At 65.1% G+C, this 14,824-nt stretch carries 17 protein-coding genes; 8 read left to right on the forward strand and 9 right to left on the reverse strand.

The window, feature by feature from the left end:
* Positions 1-87 precede the first annotated feature (87 nt).
* Positions 88-1,023 carry a LysR family transcriptional regulator gene (locus ACSYG9_RS22145; protein ID WP_454839934.1) on the forward strand — a complete coding sequence of 312 codons (936 nt, stop codon included), beginning with the start codon at positions 88-90 and terminating at the stop codon, positions 1,021-1,023.
* A 13-nt stretch (positions 1,024-1,036) separates the two neighbouring features.
* Here the strand turns inward: ACSYG9_RS22145 and ACSYG9_RS22150 are convergent, their stop codons facing one another.
* Entirely contained in the window at positions 1,037-1,477 is a 441-nt protein-coding gene (locus tag ACSYG9_RS22150; RefSeq protein WP_440124499.1) for a thioesterase family protein, read from the reverse strand.
* Between the two features lie 79 nt (positions 1,478-1,556).
* Positions 1,557-1,976 carry a glutaredoxin domain-containing protein gene (locus ACSYG9_RS22155; RefSeq protein ID WP_440124500.1) on the reverse strand — a complete coding sequence of 140 codons (420 nt, stop codon included), beginning with the start codon at positions 1,974-1,976 and terminating at the stop codon, positions 1,557-1,559.
* 78 nt (positions 1,977-2,054) lie between these two features.
* Between ACSYG9_RS22155 and ACSYG9_RS22160 the strand changes: the two genes are divergently transcribed.
* Positions 2,055-2,756, forward strand: coding sequence for a phosphatase PAP2 family protein (locus tag ACSYG9_RS22160; protein WP_454839937.1), 702 nt, complete (start codon positions 2,055-2,057; stop codon positions 2,754-2,756).
* Here ACSYG9_RS22160 and ACSYG9_RS22165 read toward each other — a convergent pair.
* The 3 genes from ACSYG9_RS22165 to ACSYG9_RS22175 all read right to left on the reverse strand — a co-directional run bounded on the left by ACSYG9_RS22165 (position 2,716) and on the right by ACSYG9_RS22175 (position 4,069).
* Entirely contained in the window at positions 2,716-3,189 is a 474-nt protein-coding gene (locus ACSYG9_RS22165) for a carboxymuconolactone decarboxylase family protein (RefSeq protein ID WP_440124502.1), read from the reverse strand. The genes ACSYG9_RS22160 and ACSYG9_RS22165 overlap by 41 nt on opposite strands.
* A complete protein-coding gene (locus tag ACSYG9_RS22170) occupies positions 3,179-3,514 on the reverse strand; it encodes a GNAT family N-acetyltransferase (RefSeq protein WP_454839939.1) in 336 nt (111 codons plus the stop codon). Before ACSYG9_RS22170 ends, ACSYG9_RS22165 begins: the two co-directional genes overlap by 11 nt.
* An 84-nt stretch (positions 3,515-3,598) precedes the next feature.
* Positions 3,599-4,069 carry a MarR family transcriptional regulator gene (locus ACSYG9_RS22175; RefSeq protein ID WP_440124504.1) on the reverse strand — a complete coding sequence of 157 codons (471 nt, stop codon included), beginning with the start codon at positions 4,067-4,069 and terminating at the stop codon, positions 3,599-3,601.
* Positions 4,070-4,181: 112 nt separating this feature from the next.
* Between ACSYG9_RS22175 and ACSYG9_RS22180 the strand changes: the two genes are divergently transcribed.
* The 4 genes from ACSYG9_RS22180 (at position 4,182) to ACSYG9_RS22195 (ending at position 8,495) form a co-directional block, all read left to right on the forward strand.
* Positions 4,182-4,685, forward strand: coding sequence for a VOC family protein (locus tag ACSYG9_RS22180; RefSeq protein WP_440124505.1), 504 nt, complete (start codon positions 4,182-4,184; stop codon positions 4,683-4,685).
* 81 nt (positions 4,686-4,766) lie between these two features.
* Positions 4,767-5,774, forward strand: a complete 1,008-nt coding sequence (locus ACSYG9_RS22185) for a pirin family protein (protein ID WP_454839942.1) — start codon at positions 4,767-4,769, stop codon at positions 5,772-5,774.
* 31 nt (positions 5,775-5,805) lie between these two features.
* Complete coding sequence (locus ACSYG9_RS22190) at positions 5,806-6,591, forward strand: pirin family protein (RefSeq protein ID WP_454839944.1); 786 nt, start codon at positions 5,806-5,808, stop codon at positions 6,589-6,591.
* 32 nt (positions 6,592-6,623) lie between these two features.
* Entirely contained in the window at positions 6,624-8,495 is a 1,872-nt protein-coding gene (locus ACSYG9_RS22195) for an SEC-C metal-binding domain-containing protein (RefSeq protein ID WP_454839946.1), read from the forward strand.
* A gap of 12 nt (positions 8,496-8,507) precedes the next feature.
* Here ACSYG9_RS22195 and ACSYG9_RS22200 read toward each other — a convergent pair whose 3' ends face one another.
* A complete protein-coding gene (locus tag ACSYG9_RS22200) occupies positions 8,508-9,521 on the reverse strand; it encodes a CNNM domain-containing protein (RefSeq protein ID WP_440124509.1) in 1,014 nt (337 codons plus the stop codon).
* Entirely contained in the window at positions 9,514-10,941 is a 1,428-nt protein-coding gene (locus ACSYG9_RS22205; RefSeq protein ID WP_440124510.1) for a CNNM domain-containing protein, read from the reverse strand. Before ACSYG9_RS22205 ends, ACSYG9_RS22200 begins: the two co-directional genes overlap by 8 nt.
* 840 nt (positions 10,942-11,781) lie before the next feature.
* On the opposite strand from ACSYG9_RS22205, the gene ACSYG9_RS22210 reads away from it, so the two are divergent.
* Positions 11,782-12,240, forward strand: coding sequence for a TIGR03618 family F420-dependent PPOX class oxidoreductase (locus ACSYG9_RS22210; RefSeq protein WP_440124511.1), 459 nt, complete (start codon positions 11,782-11,784; stop codon positions 12,238-12,240).
* A 9-nt stretch (positions 12,241-12,249) separates the two neighbouring features.
* On the opposite strand, the gene ACSYG9_RS22215 is transcribed toward ACSYG9_RS22210, so the two are convergent.
* The gene (locus ACSYG9_RS22215; RefSeq protein ID WP_454839949.1) at positions 12,250-12,903 is read right to left on the reverse strand and encodes an MSMEG_1061 family FMN-dependent PPOX-type flavoprotein; all 654 of its coding nucleotides are present in this window, start codon (positions 12,901-12,903) and stop codon (positions 12,250-12,252) included.
* A 48-nt stretch (positions 12,904-12,951) separates the two neighbouring features.
* Between ACSYG9_RS22215 and ACSYG9_RS22220 the strand changes: the two genes are divergently transcribed.
* Entirely contained in the window at positions 12,952-14,136 is a 1,185-nt protein-coding gene (locus ACSYG9_RS22220; protein ID WP_454839951.1) for a winged helix DNA-binding domain-containing protein, read from the forward strand.
* A 1-nt stretch (position 14,137) separates the two neighbouring features.
* Here ACSYG9_RS22220 and ACSYG9_RS22225 read toward each other — a convergent pair whose 3' ends face one another.
* Complete coding sequence (locus ACSYG9_RS22225) at positions 14,138-14,749, reverse strand: uridine kinase (RefSeq protein ID WP_440124514.1); 612 nt, start codon at positions 14,747-14,749, stop codon at positions 14,138-14,140.
* Positions 14,750-14,824 lie beyond the last annotated feature (75 nt).

Consider the following 14,824-nt stretch of genomic DNA (forward strand, 5'->3'; position numbering starts at 1 on the left):
AAACACTCTTTCTCTCGCGGGTGCCCACAGGTTCCTCTACGGAGACCGATCCGTCCAATGAGGTGATTGAAGAATTATCATCCGAATATGGATGGAAATCTGTCGGCCGAGATCGCCGAGATGGTGCCGCTGCTCGCAGCATTCGACACCGCTGCGACGGAGGGGCACATCACTCACGCGGCCGCCGTCCTCGGTGTGCCGCAGTCGTCACTGAGCAGGCGACTGAAATCACTCGAGCAGATCCTCGGGGTGGCGCTGTTCCAGCCGGTCGGTCGGGGTGTCGCATTGACCGCAGCGGGTCGCGATCTGCACGAACGTACCCGCGGCGCAGTTCGCGGGCTCGACGACGCGGTCGACGTCGTGCGCAGCAACGCCGACCCCGACAGCGGATCGGTCCGGTTCGGGTTCCCGCTCACCCTCGGTCCGGTCAGCATTCCCTCCCTGCTCGCCGAGTTCCACGACACCGCACCACGGATCCGGTTCGGGCTCGTCCAAGCCCACGGCGAGGCTCTGTGCGCGATGGTCCGCGACGGCCGCCTCGACCTTGCCGTCGTGATCCCGCCCCCGGAGGACCTGCCTGCCGTGCACATCGGGACACAGCGGATTCTGCTCTACGTCGCGCCGTCACACCCGCTGGCAGGGCGGACGCAGATCGACCTCACCGAACTCGCCGACGAGCGATTCATCGCGAACCCACCCGAGTACCATCTGCGGCAGCTCCTCGACACCTGGTGCATGGACGCGGGTTTCGTACCGCAGGTAGCGATCGAGATCGGTGAGTTCGAGACTGCGCGCGCACTCATAGCGCAGGGACTCGGGGTCGCACTGTTGCCGGTGCCCGAGCGCCGAATCGCCACCGGTCGAGTCGCTTCCGGTGGCAACCTCGTCGGTATCGGGCTGACCGGACACCGCGAGCGGGACATCGGTCTGATCAGAGGGAATCACCGCCCGACCCCGGCAGTCGCGCGGCTGCACGATCACATCGTGCGCCGAGCGGGCTCGTTCCTTCCCGGAGGCCGGTGATCGATCGACACGGTCAGTTCGGCAGCTCGAGCAGATACTTGTCGAGCACGACCCGCACCTCGTCGGAGATCGGTGCCGCACCGCCTTCCGGTTTCGTGCCGACATCCACCGAGGTCGCCAGCGCCACGCACCGGCCGTGCTGGAACAGCGCTGAGCCGAGAACCAGCGACGAGGTGCCGATCTTCAGTACGCCGGTGGAGATCACGACTTCGTGTGGATAGAACACCTCGGCGAGATAATCGATCTCGATCCGGGCCAGCACCGCCCGTTCGAAGGCGGGCCCGTCGAGAGCCGAGGTGAGTTCCTCCATCACGAGGACGCGGGCCTGTTCGAAGTATCGGGCGATCGACACGTTGTTGACATGGCCCAGGGCGTCGACGTCACCGAACAGCGGAGTGACTGTGCGGCGCAGCGGGTAGAGGTCCTGCGACAGTCGTCGCGGATCGTGACGCATCGGTGGTCCGGCCTCTCGTGCAGGTGTAGGTGTGCATCACGATACCTACGGCAGATCGAGGAGGCGGCGCCGATCTCGTTCAGTGGAGTTGCGCGCGCATCCAGGCGGGGTCGGGGTTGGTGTGTGCGCGTCCTCCGACAAACACGGTCGGTACGGTCTCGTTGCCGTCGTTGACCGCACGCACCCGTGCTGCCGCTGCGGGGTCGCGCCAGATGTTCACCCAGATCGCGCGATCCGCGCGGCGGAACAGTGATGCCCGCAGGCGCATGCAGAACATGCATCCCGGGCGCCAATAGATCACGGGGGTGTTGGTGTCGGCTGCCTCGATGCGGGCCGCGGCATCGTCGATGTGGCGCGGGAATGCCAGCGGGGATCCGACCCAGGCGAGCACAAGCAGAACGACCGCGATCGCGATCGAGGCAGGGGCGAGAGCTCCGGTCGCCAGGACGAGCACGGCGACAGCCGCGATCACCAACGAGGGCACCCAGGTTCTCCACATGAGCCACAGCGTACTTCCGGTGGCGCCCGGCAGAGTCGGGCTGCGATCGAGTCGGCCGCCACGCTAGCGTTGTCGATCATGGTCGTCACCGAGCATTCACCTCGTGTTCCCGCACAGTTGGCCCAGCCGACGCTGTTGGCTGCTTTGTCGACTGCAATCGCCCTGGCGTTGCTCGCCGTGGCAGCAGTCCCCGTGCGCGACGAGTTGTATCTGGCCATCGCGCAGACTTTCGAAGGGTCATGGTCGGGGCCTGCAGCAGGTGTCGTCGCAGACAAGGGGTTACTCGTTCTCGTGGCCACCACAGGTGTGCTGGCTGTGTGGTCCTGGCTCGAGGATCGCCGCGCCTTCATCACTCTCGTGGTGGCAGGGATCGGGGTGATCGTCGCGTACTTGTCGAGCGAATTCATCAAGCTGGTGGTGACCGAACCGCGGCCGTGCCGTGCCCTTGGTATTCAGACTGTTCTGGAATGCCCGGAGATCGGGGACTGGTCGTGGCCGTCGAACCACTCCGTGATCGCTGCGTCGTTCGCCACCGCGTGTGTGCTTGCGGTCCGGCGAACGCTCTGGTTCGTCGCCCCGCTGGCCGCGGTGCTCGGTCTCTCACGCGTCGCAGGCGGCGTGCACTACGTTCACGACGTGTTCTCAGGCATGGCGTTGGGTTTGCTGGCCGTGTCCTTGGTGACGGCGGCACTACTGCCGATTGCGGACCGGATCGGCGCATCCCGTGGGTCGGATCCGGTCAGGACTTCCAGTCGGCCGGACGAACCGCGTGGCGGCTGAGGATCGAGATGCGATTGAACGAGTTCATAGCGATCGCAACCCAGATGATCGCGGAAACCTGTGCATCGTCGAGGGTCTTCCGGGCTTCCGCATAGCGGCAGTCCTGCTCGTACGACGACGGCAGGGTCGTCACCAGTTCGGCGAGGGTCAGTGCGGCACCCTCCGCCTCGGTGAACAGGTCCGTGTCGCGCCATGCGGGCAGTACGGCGAGACGCTGTGCCTTCTCACCTGCCTTCAGTGCGTCACGAATGTGCACGTCGAGACAGTAGGCGCATCCGTTGATCTGCGACACGCGGACATTGACGAGTTCGGTGAGCTTCCGGTCGAGGCCCGCCTCGCTCACCGCGTCTCGGACGGCGACCGCGACGGCCACCTGCGCGCGGTACACCGGGCGAGTCTGCTTATCGATGGGGATGCGCTCACTACGTTTCATGTGTGCCCTCCGGCCGGTCGACGATGGTGTCGTAGTCGTGGTGCTCGGCGACGTATTTGGCGACGTACGGGCACACCGGCACGATGCGCCCGCCCGCCGCCGCGACGTCGTCGAGCGCGAACTTCACGAGGCGACCCGCGAGGCCGAGGCCCCCGTAGTTCTCGTCCACCTCGGTGTGGACGAACACGCGTCGAGTGCCTTCGCCGGGCCGGTAGTCGGCGTGCCCGACGACGGTGTCGCCGTCGAGGATTTCGTAGCGACTGCGCTGCGGATTGTGCGTGACGCTGATGTCGGCGAGGCGGGGATCGGGAGTATCCGTGGACATATCAGAATCCTTCCGGCAAGTGTGGCAGCCTTTGAGCGTAGCTGCGAATGGATGGGTCGTCGGCTGTTCTCGTGGTTCACCGGGTCAGCTGGTGCGCCTGTGTTCCTGCATGTGGTTCTGGATCGCGGTGAAGGCATCGCCCATCACGGTGATGACCTCGGGGGAGAGGACGTCGAACATGGTCGCGCGTACTGCGGCGACATGGCCGGGTCCGGCCGAGGCAAGGATCGCGGCGCCGGTATCGGTCAACTCCGCCCATGCGCCGCGCTTGTCGGATTCGCATTCGACGCGCCGGACCCACCCGGCGCCCTCCATGCGGGTGATGGCACGGGTGATCCCGCTCCGGGTGGTGGTGCTCGCGTCGGAGAGTTCTCGCATCCGAAGTCTGTGGTCTTCCGCTTCGGAGAGCAGGACGAGAATCTCGTAGTCGGCGAACGAGATACCCGAATCGCGCACCAACTGCTTGTCCAGGGATTGGAAGAGCATACGGGTGGCGTCGAGATAGGAACGCCACAGCCGGTGCTCGTCGTGGGCCAGCCATTTCGTCGGTTCCATAGGTCAACCATAGCAGGTAGTTGACGAAGCAACTATCGATCTGTCACGATAGTTGACAGATCAATCAGTTGGTGGGCGGCTTGCCGCTGCCGGTGTATGGAGGAGGGCTCGGATGGCTGTCACCGCGCAAGGCCAGGATTCGTTCGCGCATCGCCGCGAGGAGATCCGTGACCGCTATCTGCTGCCCGTGGGAACGCGACCCGAATCATCTGCGCGGGGCTTGCACCACACGGCCATTGTGAGTGGCGACGTCGAGCGCACCGTGGTGTTCTATCAGGAACTGCTCGAGTTTCCCCTGGTCGAACTCATCGAGAATCGCGACTATCCCGGATCATCACACTTCTTCTTCGATATAGGCAACGAAAACCTCTTGGCGTTCTTCGACTTCCCGGGTCTCGATGTCGGCCCCTACCGGGAAGTGCTCGGCGGACTGCATCACATCGCCATCAGCATGGAACCTGCCAAATGGACTCACGTGCGTGACAAGCTGACCGCCGCAGGAATCGAACTCGCCCAACACAGCGAGGTTTCGTTGTACTTTCCGGGCCCCGACGGCGAACGCCTCGAGCTAATCGCCGATCCGCTCGGTGAAATGTACGGCTCGACCATCCTCTGAGTCGATGACATCCGGGGTGTGAAGCACCGATGGCGCAAACTGAACCATGAGTTCGGCACAAGACGGAAGGCCACGATCGAGATGAGCAACACCGACGCCACACCCACTGAGATCCGCTGCCGCACCGAGGACCCTCCGGTCGGTGACACCCGGAATCCACGCGTCGAGATCATCACCTCGCGTGAGGTGCCTCTCGGCGGTCCGCGTGCCATGCCCGTGCGACGCACCCTTCCTCAACGACAACGTTCCCTCATCGGCGCGTGGTGCTTCGTCGACCACTACGGACCCGACGATGTCTCGGTCACCGGAGGCATGGACGTCGCACCTCACCCTCATACCGGCCTGCAGACCGTGAGCTGGCTGTTCACAGGAGAAGTCGAACACCGGGACAGCGACGGAGTGCACGCCATGGTCCGCCCTGGCGAGATGAACCTGATGACCGGTGGCCACGGCATCTGCCACTCGGAGGTCTCGACACGGGCGACGACCACGCTTCACGGCGTGCAGCTGTGGGTGGCTCTGCCCGACTCCGACCGCGAGGCCCCGCGCGAGTTCCAGCATTACGTACCCGAACCCACCGACCTCGGCGGCGGCACCGGCAAGGTGTTCCTCGGAACCCTCGCCGGCGACACCTCGCCGGTCCGCACCTTCACACCGCTACTCGGTGTCGAAATCGTCATCGACGCGGGCGCGACCCTCACGCTCGACGTCGACTCCGCGTTCGAGCACGGGATCCTCGTCGACACCGGAGAAGTTGCGCTCTTCGACACCGTCCTGGGGCGCGCCGCACTCGGCTACGTCGGCACCGGCGTACCCCGGCTGACCCTGGCCAACCGCACCGACGAACCCGCGCGAGTGCTCCTGCTCGGAGGTACGCCGTTCGGGGAGGAAATCGTCATGTGGTGGAACTTCGTCGGTCGCTCCCACGACGAGATCGTCGCCTACCGCGATGCCTGGCAGAACGGGTCCGACAGGTTCGGGCGCGTCGAAGGATACGTCGGCGACGTCGCGAGGCTTCCTGCTCCGGGTCTGCCGAACGCTCAGATCCGTCCCCGCCGCAACCCACCCACCGCTGACCCGAACTGCTGACCCGAACTGCTGACCCGGAGAAACGATCATCATGAGCACCGCTGTCCACGAACCGCACCTCGACGTCCGCCGCGCAGACGACCGGCCCAAGACCAAGATCGCCTGGCTCGATTCGAAGCACTCCTTCTCCTTCGGGCAGCACTATGACCCCGCGAACACCCACCACGGCGTTCTGATGGTGAACAACGACGACATCGTCACCCCCGGCCAAGGTTTCGACACACACCCCCATCAGGACATGGAGATCGTCACTTGGGTTCTGAATGGTTCACTCGTCCACCAGGATTCGACCGGTCATTCCGGCGTCATCTATCCGGGGCTGGCTCAGCGCATGACCGCGGGCTCCGGAATTCTGCACTCGGAGAAGAACGACTCGTGGCGTTTCGACGGCGCCACCGGTCTGCACGCAGAACAGCACGATGAACCCGTTCACTTCGTCCAGATGTGGGTGTTGCCCGACGAAGCCGGGGTAGCACCGGGATATGAGCAGCTCGAGATCGACCGCGAACTGCTCGCCGGTGACCTCGTACCCGTAGCGTCCGGGATGGACGACCACGCGGATCACGCGGCAATTCGCATCCGGAACCGGTATGCGGCACTGCACGTGGCGCGGATGCAGCCCGGGCGGCCGGTCACGTTGCCCGACGCACCGTTCCTGCATCTGTTCGTTGCGCGCGGCAATGTCGCTCTCGAAGGGGTCGGTCTGCTCGTCGAAGGCGACGCGGTGCGCGTCAGCGGCGGCGGTGGGCAACAGCTCACCACCGATACCGGTGCCGAAGTCCTCGTGTGGGAAATGCACGCCACCGTCGGCGGCTGACCGGGCCTGAGCACCACAGTAGGCTCGTGCCCGTGGACTTCTCTTCGGCCGATCTCGCCGCTACAGCGGCAGCGCTGCTCCGTGACGGTGGGCCGCGCACTCTGTCGGAGCTCGCGGCAGCTCTCGCCGACCGCGGATTCGGAGATCGCACGCAGATCGAGGCCGCGATCGAACTCGACGATGCCCTCTCCGACCCCGTCGTCACCGAGCTGCGCGACGGACGCTATGTCGCGCTCGATGCCGTGCTCGACGGGCGCGTTTTCGCTCATCGTCTCACCGCGGAAGAGATCGCGGCGAATGCCGTCGAATTGTTCGACGTATTGCTCCCCGCCTTGGTGGTCCAGGCCCATTCACCGATCAGCGTCGCTGTTCCCGGATTCCACGACGATATGCTCGCGTCCCGTTCACTGACCGACAAGCCCTGGGCGCAATTCGGGGTCGTCATCCTGCCCGAAGACGTTCTGGCTTCGCGCAAGGCAGGCGACCTCGTCGCGCTCACCGTCCGACACGGTGAGGTCACCGTCGAGCAACTCGGAGACGAAGCGATTGCGGGCACGGTCGGCGCGTGGGCCTCGGCGATCTCGGCGCGGGCCCCCGAATCGGATGTCTATCTCGAACTCGATCTGCTCGAGGCACTTGTCGCCGATCCGCAACTGGCCCGCGACCGGTGTGCCCCGCTGAGCGAACAACTCGTCGAGGCCGGATTCGCACGCGCAGGTAACAGGTTGATCCGGACGGATGTTGCACCGGCCGCGAGAGAAGCCGAACAGGAGACCGCAGCGTCCGGTTGGTTCGGCAAGACGTTCGGGCTCGACGAATTCTCGGCGCGCGCGGCCACTCGATTCCTGGCTGTTCTGGTGTCGTGGTCCCCCGAGAACGACGATGATCACATGCTCGAAGCCGATCTGGACGAGTACTTCGAGGATCCCGCCGCACTGACACCACTCGCAACTCCGGCTGTTGCGCAGCTGGTGGTGGACGAGGCGCTGCTCCGGCTCGGAATCGGACCGCGCGAGGTGACGCAGGCCGCGGAACAGCTCTTACGTCGCGGGCCTCGTGTCACCCGGGCCGTCGCACACTGGATGATCGGACGGGCCGAACTCGCGCGCGGCGACGTCCACGAGGCCGAACGCCGCTACCGACTCGCATCCTCGGAGAACCCCGGTTTCGCGCCCGCATCGGAAGGTCTCGCGACATTCGCATCGATGCGAGGCGAGACAACCACGGGTCTGCTGTTGCTCGAGCGCACCGCGACCGGAACGCAGCACCCCATGTATCCGTTCCTGCAGCATTTCAAGCCGGTCGAACACCCAGAACTGGGCCGCAACGACCGCTGCTGGTGCGGTTCGGGCCGCAAGTACAAGGTGTGTCACCTCGGTGAGGGCCGCGCCGCGCTCGAGCACCGCGCCGTATGGTTGTACGCCAAGGCAGGTCTGGTCATGGACCAACCGCGCTGGCAACGACTCTCGGCCGAGGTCGATCAGACCGACGACAACGTACGGCTGGTAGCGGACGTCGTGCTGTTCGACGGTGGAGCGTTCGACGATTTCGTCGAGCACTGGGCTTGGATGCTTCCCGAGGACGAACGCGACCTCGCGCAGCGGTGGCTGGGTGCGGCACTGGTGATGGGAGTGCTCGAGGAGGTGCGTCCCGGCGACGGCGTCACCATTCGCGACCCGAGCAACGGCACGAGCACGCGAGTGATGGACCGGACTGTGGGTGACGATGTGGGCGTCGGTGAGACCGTCCTGGTCCGGCCACTCCCGGTCTGCGGGCAGTGGCACAACTACCTCGGTGTGCACCGCGTTCCGGACGGCGGCCACGACGCGGTCCGCGCGCTCCTCGACGCACCGGAGCTGTCCCCGCAGGCCCTGAGGCGTGTACTCGGGGACAGCGACCGGTGACGTCGAACGAACTTATGCGGTGTCCTGCTCGGAGGGGAGCAGTCGGGCCAGCACATCGGTGAGGGTGATCAGGCCGACCACCCGGCTGTCGTCGGTCACTGTGGCGAGGTGATTCCTCGACTCGCGCATCGTGGCGAGCGCCTCGTACACCGGAATCGCCGCGTCGAGTGTCAGCGCCGGCCGCATGAGGTCTGCGGCGGTGACACTGTCGCCGGCCTGCAGGCTGTCGCGCACGTGGACGACACCGTCGATGTGGCCGTTGCCCCGGACGAGCAGCCGAAGGTGCCCGGTGCGGCGCACCACGTCCTGGATCTGTGCCACGGTGGCCTCGGGCCGGACACTGCTCGGATCCGCCTGGGGGGTGACGATGTCACCCACCGTGAGCGTCTCGAGTTCGAGTGCGCTGCTCAGATGCCCGTGGTACCGCTCGTCGAGTGTCCCGACCGTGGCCGAATGCTCGACGAGGTGGCGTAGTGCGTCCGGATCCTGGCCCGATGCGACCTGGTCCACCGGCTCCACTCCGACCTTGCGGAGCAACCAGTTCGCCATGTGGTTGAGCTGCATGATGAGCGGCCGCATGACCCACATGAAGCCGCGCATCGGCAGCGCGAGCAAAGTCGCCGACTTTTCCGGATGCGCAATGGCCCATGACTTCGGAGCCATCTCACCGACCACGAGGTGCAGGAAGGTGACGATGATCAGAGCCAGAACGAATCCGGCGACGTCGGCGAGCCACACCGGCGCGCCCCAACTTTCGAACGCCGGTGTGAGCCAATGGTGGACCGCAGGCTTGGTGATCGCGCCGAGTGCCAATGTGCACACGGTGATCCCGAGCTGTGACCCCGCCAGGAGCACCGAAAGCTCCGAAGCGCTGCGCAATGCAGCACGAGCCGATCGACTCTCCGGTGCCGCATCTTCGAGCCGGTGGCGTCGTGCAGCGATCAATGCGAACTCGACGGCGACGAAGAATGCACTCGCCGCGATCAACACGACGGTCGCGACTGCGACCACCCATGGATTATCCATGGTGCTTCACCTCGCCGTCCGTCTTGGCGTCCACCGCTGTGTCGTCGTTCGTGGCCTCGCCGCGCGCGCTTCCGTCGGTGCGTAGGGTCACGAAGATCGAGGACGGAACGTGCTTGTCGACCGAGCGGACCTCGGCAATGAGGAATTTCGCCGCAGGATGCGATTCGTGCACCAGATCCGCCGGATCCGGATCGACGTCGATTGTCACCGTGTCGCCGACCTCGGGAAGTCCGCCGAACTCTGCTATCACCAGGCCCGCGAGGGTTTCGTAATCCCCCTCGGGGAGTTCGGCATCGAGCGTGCGGACCACTTCGTCGAGGTGCGCATCGCCTCGGATGAGCCACCCGTCACCCGATCGGGTGATCACCTGGGTCTCCAGCGCGGGATCATGCTCGTCTGCGATCTCGCCCACGACTTCTTCGGCGATGTCCTCGACCGTGACGACTCCGGCGAAGCCGCCGTACTCGTCGATCACCAGCGCCATCTCCTCTCCCGCGGCGTTGAGCTGCGCAAGTACTTCGGGCAGTGCCAGGGTCGTCGGGACGATCACTGCGGATCGGCACACGTCTCCGGCCGTACCGGTCGGATTGTCGATTGCCAGGAGATCGTGCAGATGAACGACACCTCGAATGTCGTCGGACGAGGTGCCCGCAACCGGGTATCGGGTGTGCCCGGTACCCATTTTCTCGAAGACGCTGGCGACGGGTTCGTCGACGTCGACGAAATCCACGCGAGCACGGGGAATCATGGCGTGTTCTGCAGTGCGGGTGGGGAAGTCGAGGATCCGATCGAGCAGTTTCGACAACTCGGGATGCAGCTCGCCGGTGTCGCGGGATTCGGCAACGATGTGCTCGAGATCCCGGGGTGTGGCCGAATGCTCCACGTCGTGGACCGGCTCGATCCGCAACACTTTCAGCAGCAGGTTCGACGAGGCATCGAACAGCCGGATGAGCCACCCGAAGAGCTTCAGGTACACCGTGGTGGACAGTGCGAGCCACCGGGCGACCGGCTCGGGCCGGGCGATCGCGAGGTTCTTCGGGACGAGCTCACCGAAGACCATCTGCACCACAGTGGAGAACAACACCGCGAGGACGGTGCCGACAGCGACGCCGACGGCGGTGGGCACACCCACTCCTCCGAGCGCCACACCGAGGCCACTGCCGATGAGGGGCTCGGCGACGTAACCGACGAGGAGGCCTGTGATCGTGATACCCAGCTGTGCGCCGGAAAGCATGAACGAGGTGCGGCGAGTGACCGACAGAACGCGTGAGGCGACTTTGTCTCCGCTTTCGGCGCGGGCCTTCATCCGCGAGCGGTCGACCGCCATGTAGGCGAATTCCTGGGCCACGAAGTATCCGGTCAATGCGGTGATGGCCAGGACGACGAAGATTCCGAAGGCGATCCCGAGCGCGGTCAGCATTCGGTGTTCCGAGCGTCGGGAACGAACTGAGGTTCAGGGACAGGGTGGTCGTCCACGGACGGGGACGGGGCGGGTCTTCGAGGTTTGCGCTTGGCGCGTCTCATAGTTCTCTCTGTGTGTATTCGCGGACAGGTACCTGTTCAGGATAGGGGGTCCGCGCCGGTGCGGTGCGTCGACTGCCGTCGTGTCGGTGTCCCCTCGGCCCAAGCGCGGCGACGATGGTGGGGCGAAGAATGATCGGTGAACAAGGCGGAGAGCGTTCGGTTCCGGCGCGGCGTGAGGACCCTTACATCGAACTGGTGGGTAATTTCCATTTGTCCGATGTGTGAATAATGGCAGCGCAGGAAGTTTGCTCGACGCTGTGTAATTCGATCTTCTGTCGGTATTTTCCGAGTCTGTTTCAAGGCTTCGGCGACGAGTTCGGCCGCGGAAAGACTTCGGGCAGAGATACCTCATCTACCTGCGAAGATGTAGATTTTCTCACATCCGTGATCGATTCGTGATTGGGTTCCGACCGGCAGAATGTGATTTGTTTCTCACTCGTCTGTGCTGCGGAATCGGAATTCTCTGGTAACAATTGAATCGCGGTCGCTACCGCGACCGGACCGCTGTTGATTCTCCACAGATGGGATTTACACATGCTCGCTGACCTGGCCGAATTCTTCGTCAACGCCGCTGACCTCTTCGGGGCACTCGACTTCTTCAGCGGTTCCGCTGAAGGAATCAGCAGCGCCCAGCAGTAGTTCTGTCGATCATCGGACCCGGGGACTACGGCCTCCGGGTCCGACTCGTTTCCGAACATCGGGGCCGGGTGCGTGCGCGCCACCTATCCTGGGCGCTATGGCAATCGCAACCGCCGACCACGTCTCGCGCGACGAACTGCTCGACTTCGTCCGCCCCCGCCACCGTGGCGTATTGATCACGTGGCGGAAGTCGGGCACACCACAGGTCTCGCCTGTGACTCTCGGCCTCGATGGCGACGGCAGAATCGTCATCGCGACCTACCCGCAGCGGGCAAAGGCGGTGAACCTGCGCCGCAACCCACGCGCGACCGTGTGCGTCCTGTCCGACGAGTTCAACGGTGCGTACGTCCAGGTCGATGGCGTCGCGGAGGTGCTCGACATGCCGGGCGCTGTCGAGCCGCTCGTCGACTACTTCCGATGCATCTCCGGGGAGCATCCGGACTGGGACGAGTACCGCGATGCGATGCGCGCGCAGGGCAAATCGCTCATCCGGATAACCATCGACTCCTGGGGACCGGTCGCCACCGGCGGTTTCCCGCCTGAGCTACGACGCTGACCGCGCTCCTCACCGAGGATCGGGTGCCGGGTGCTGCGGGCGATAGAGCTGGTCGGCGTAGGCCGGACCGTAGTACTGTTCGAGTTCTTCAAGGGTCTCGGGACCGTCGGGCACCATCGTCTTCGACAGTGTCGCCACCGAGGGCAGCGCGTCCGGATCCCAGGTGTCCGGGTCCCACAACGCGGACCGCATGAATGCCTTGGCGCAGTGGTGGAAGATCTCTTCGATCTCGATGACGAGGCACAGGATAGGACGGTGATCCTGCACGACGAGGTCGTCGAAGAACGGCGCATCGGTGATCAGGCGCGCGCGCCCGTTGACCCGTAGCGTGTCGCCGCGTCCGGGGATGAAGAAGTTCGTGCCCACGAACGGGTTTCGCAGGACGTTTCGGAAACCGTCCATGCGTCGGTTGCCGGGGCGCTCGGCGAGTGCGATCGTGCGGTCGTCGATCACATACGCCAGCCTGCCGGGTCGGTCACCTTTGGGTGATGCGTCGCATCGACCGGTCTCGTCGGTTGTGGCCACGACGCAGAACGGTGATGCGGCAAGCCAATCCACGTCGTACGGGTGCAACCTCGCACGTACCTTGTGTGCCGCGCGGAAGGTCGGCTCGCCGAAAAGTTCGGTCAACTCGGCGGAATCGCGAATCTCGGTCCAGGTCACGACGGGACAGTAACAACGCATGTCGGTACCCGCATCTAGAGTGAGCGCATGATGCTTCGGACTGTCGACGTCGGTGAACGCAGAGCGCGCCTCGCGGCTCGCCACCGCATTGCCCCGGCGTATCGTGCGGCCGACGCAGTCGAAGCCGCCAGGAGCATGGTGTGCCTGCACGGCACCGATCCTGCGACCGTGTACCTCTCCACGTGGTCGAGAGTCACCGACTTCTCCGCGGCGGAACTCGATGCCGCGCTCTACAGAGATCGGACGCTGGTCAAGCACCTCGCGATGCGTCGTACCGTCTTTGTGTTTCCGCGTGCCGCGCTCGCGGCGGCACAGGCCGGGGCAAGTAATCGGGTTGCAGCCGCTCAGCGCCGCAGCGTGATCAAAGACGCCGAACGGGCCGGCCTGCACCGGGACGGCGCACAGTGGCTCGACGACGCCACCGCCGGGGTTCTCGCCGCCTTGGCAGGTGGACGCGAGGCCACCGCGTCCGAATTACGTTCCGAACTACCTGTTCTCGACGCATCGATCGACTACGGCGTCGGGAAGTCGTGGGGCGGGAAGGTTTCCTTCGCCCCACGAGTCATGACGGTGCTCTCGGCCTCGGGCCAGGTGCTCCGGGCCTCCAACAACGGGTCGTGGCGAATCTCGCGTCCGAACTGGGTGCGGACTGCCTCGTGGTTGGGGGAGGAGATCGAACCGCGAAGTGAATCCGAGGGACTTCGAGACCTTGTGGCGATGTGGCTGGGCGCGTTCGGGCCGGGCACCGAAGCCGACATCAAATGGTGGCTCGGCTCGACGATCAAAGCGGTCCGAGCTGCGCTGACCGAACTCGCGGCTGTGGAAGTCGACCTCGACGGGCGTGTCGGCTATCTCCTCCCGGACGACGTCGACCCCGCGCCCTCTGCTGAGCCGTGGGGCGCCCTGCTGCCGTCTCTCGATCCCACCACGATGGGTTGGTTCGAGCGAGAGTGGTACCTCGGCCCGTACAAGCAGCAACTCTTCGACACCAGTGGAAACGCAGGGCCGACGGCGTGGTGGGAAGGCCGGGTTGTCGGCACGTGGTGGCAATCCGACGACGGCGCCGTCCGGCTCCATATGCTCGAGGACGCAGGGAAGGAAGCATCGGCCTTTCTCACCGCCGAAGCTGCTCGGCTCGAGGAATGGCTGGAGGGTGTGCGGGTGCTGCCGCGATTCCCCTCGCCATTGGCCAAGGCCCTGGCTGCCGGATAGTTCAGGAATCCCGCAGCGCGGGCCGATCCGGATGTTCGAAGCGCACCACGATGTCGGCCGCGGAAGAGACCTCGGCCTCGTGTGCGAGTAGCGGGGAGATCGTCCAATGGTCGGCGGCGGGAGTTCCCCGTTCGAGCGCACCCCGGGACATTTTCAGGTCGACGGTCACATCGAACGGGATGCCTCGGCCGAGGAGCATCGGTCCTGCTACGACAAGCACGTGATCGTCTGCGGCGCCGACCCGGTGTGCTCGCGCCGACCGGTCGGTGGCCTCGTCCCACAACCGCGGCAGAAAGCGATGCCCGCTCTTCAGGGACGAGACCACCTCGCGGTCCAGCGCGTCGTAGTCGTACCAGCCCGACCGATAACTCTCTTCATCGGCGTGCCCGTGTTCGAGACGGAGCGAGGCAGGTCGGACGAAATCGTGCAGTGACACGGCGTGCGCGGGACGCCCCGCGGCGCGCAGGGCCTCGACAACCCGGCTCGCCAGATCCATCGGTTCTGCGGCGTCGGCGGCCGAAATTGCCATGGCGACCGGGCCCGGTAGTGCGTATGCACGTTCGGCGAGTAGTTCGGTGAGTACAGCAGGTGAGATCGGTGTGAACGACGCCATCCGATCAGGGTATCGCCGGCGTGACCCGACATCCCTCTGCCGCGATAGGGCCTGTGCGTCGGGAGAATCGAAGCC

It is taken from the genome of Rhodococcus sp. SJ-2, from assembly GCF_053750035.1.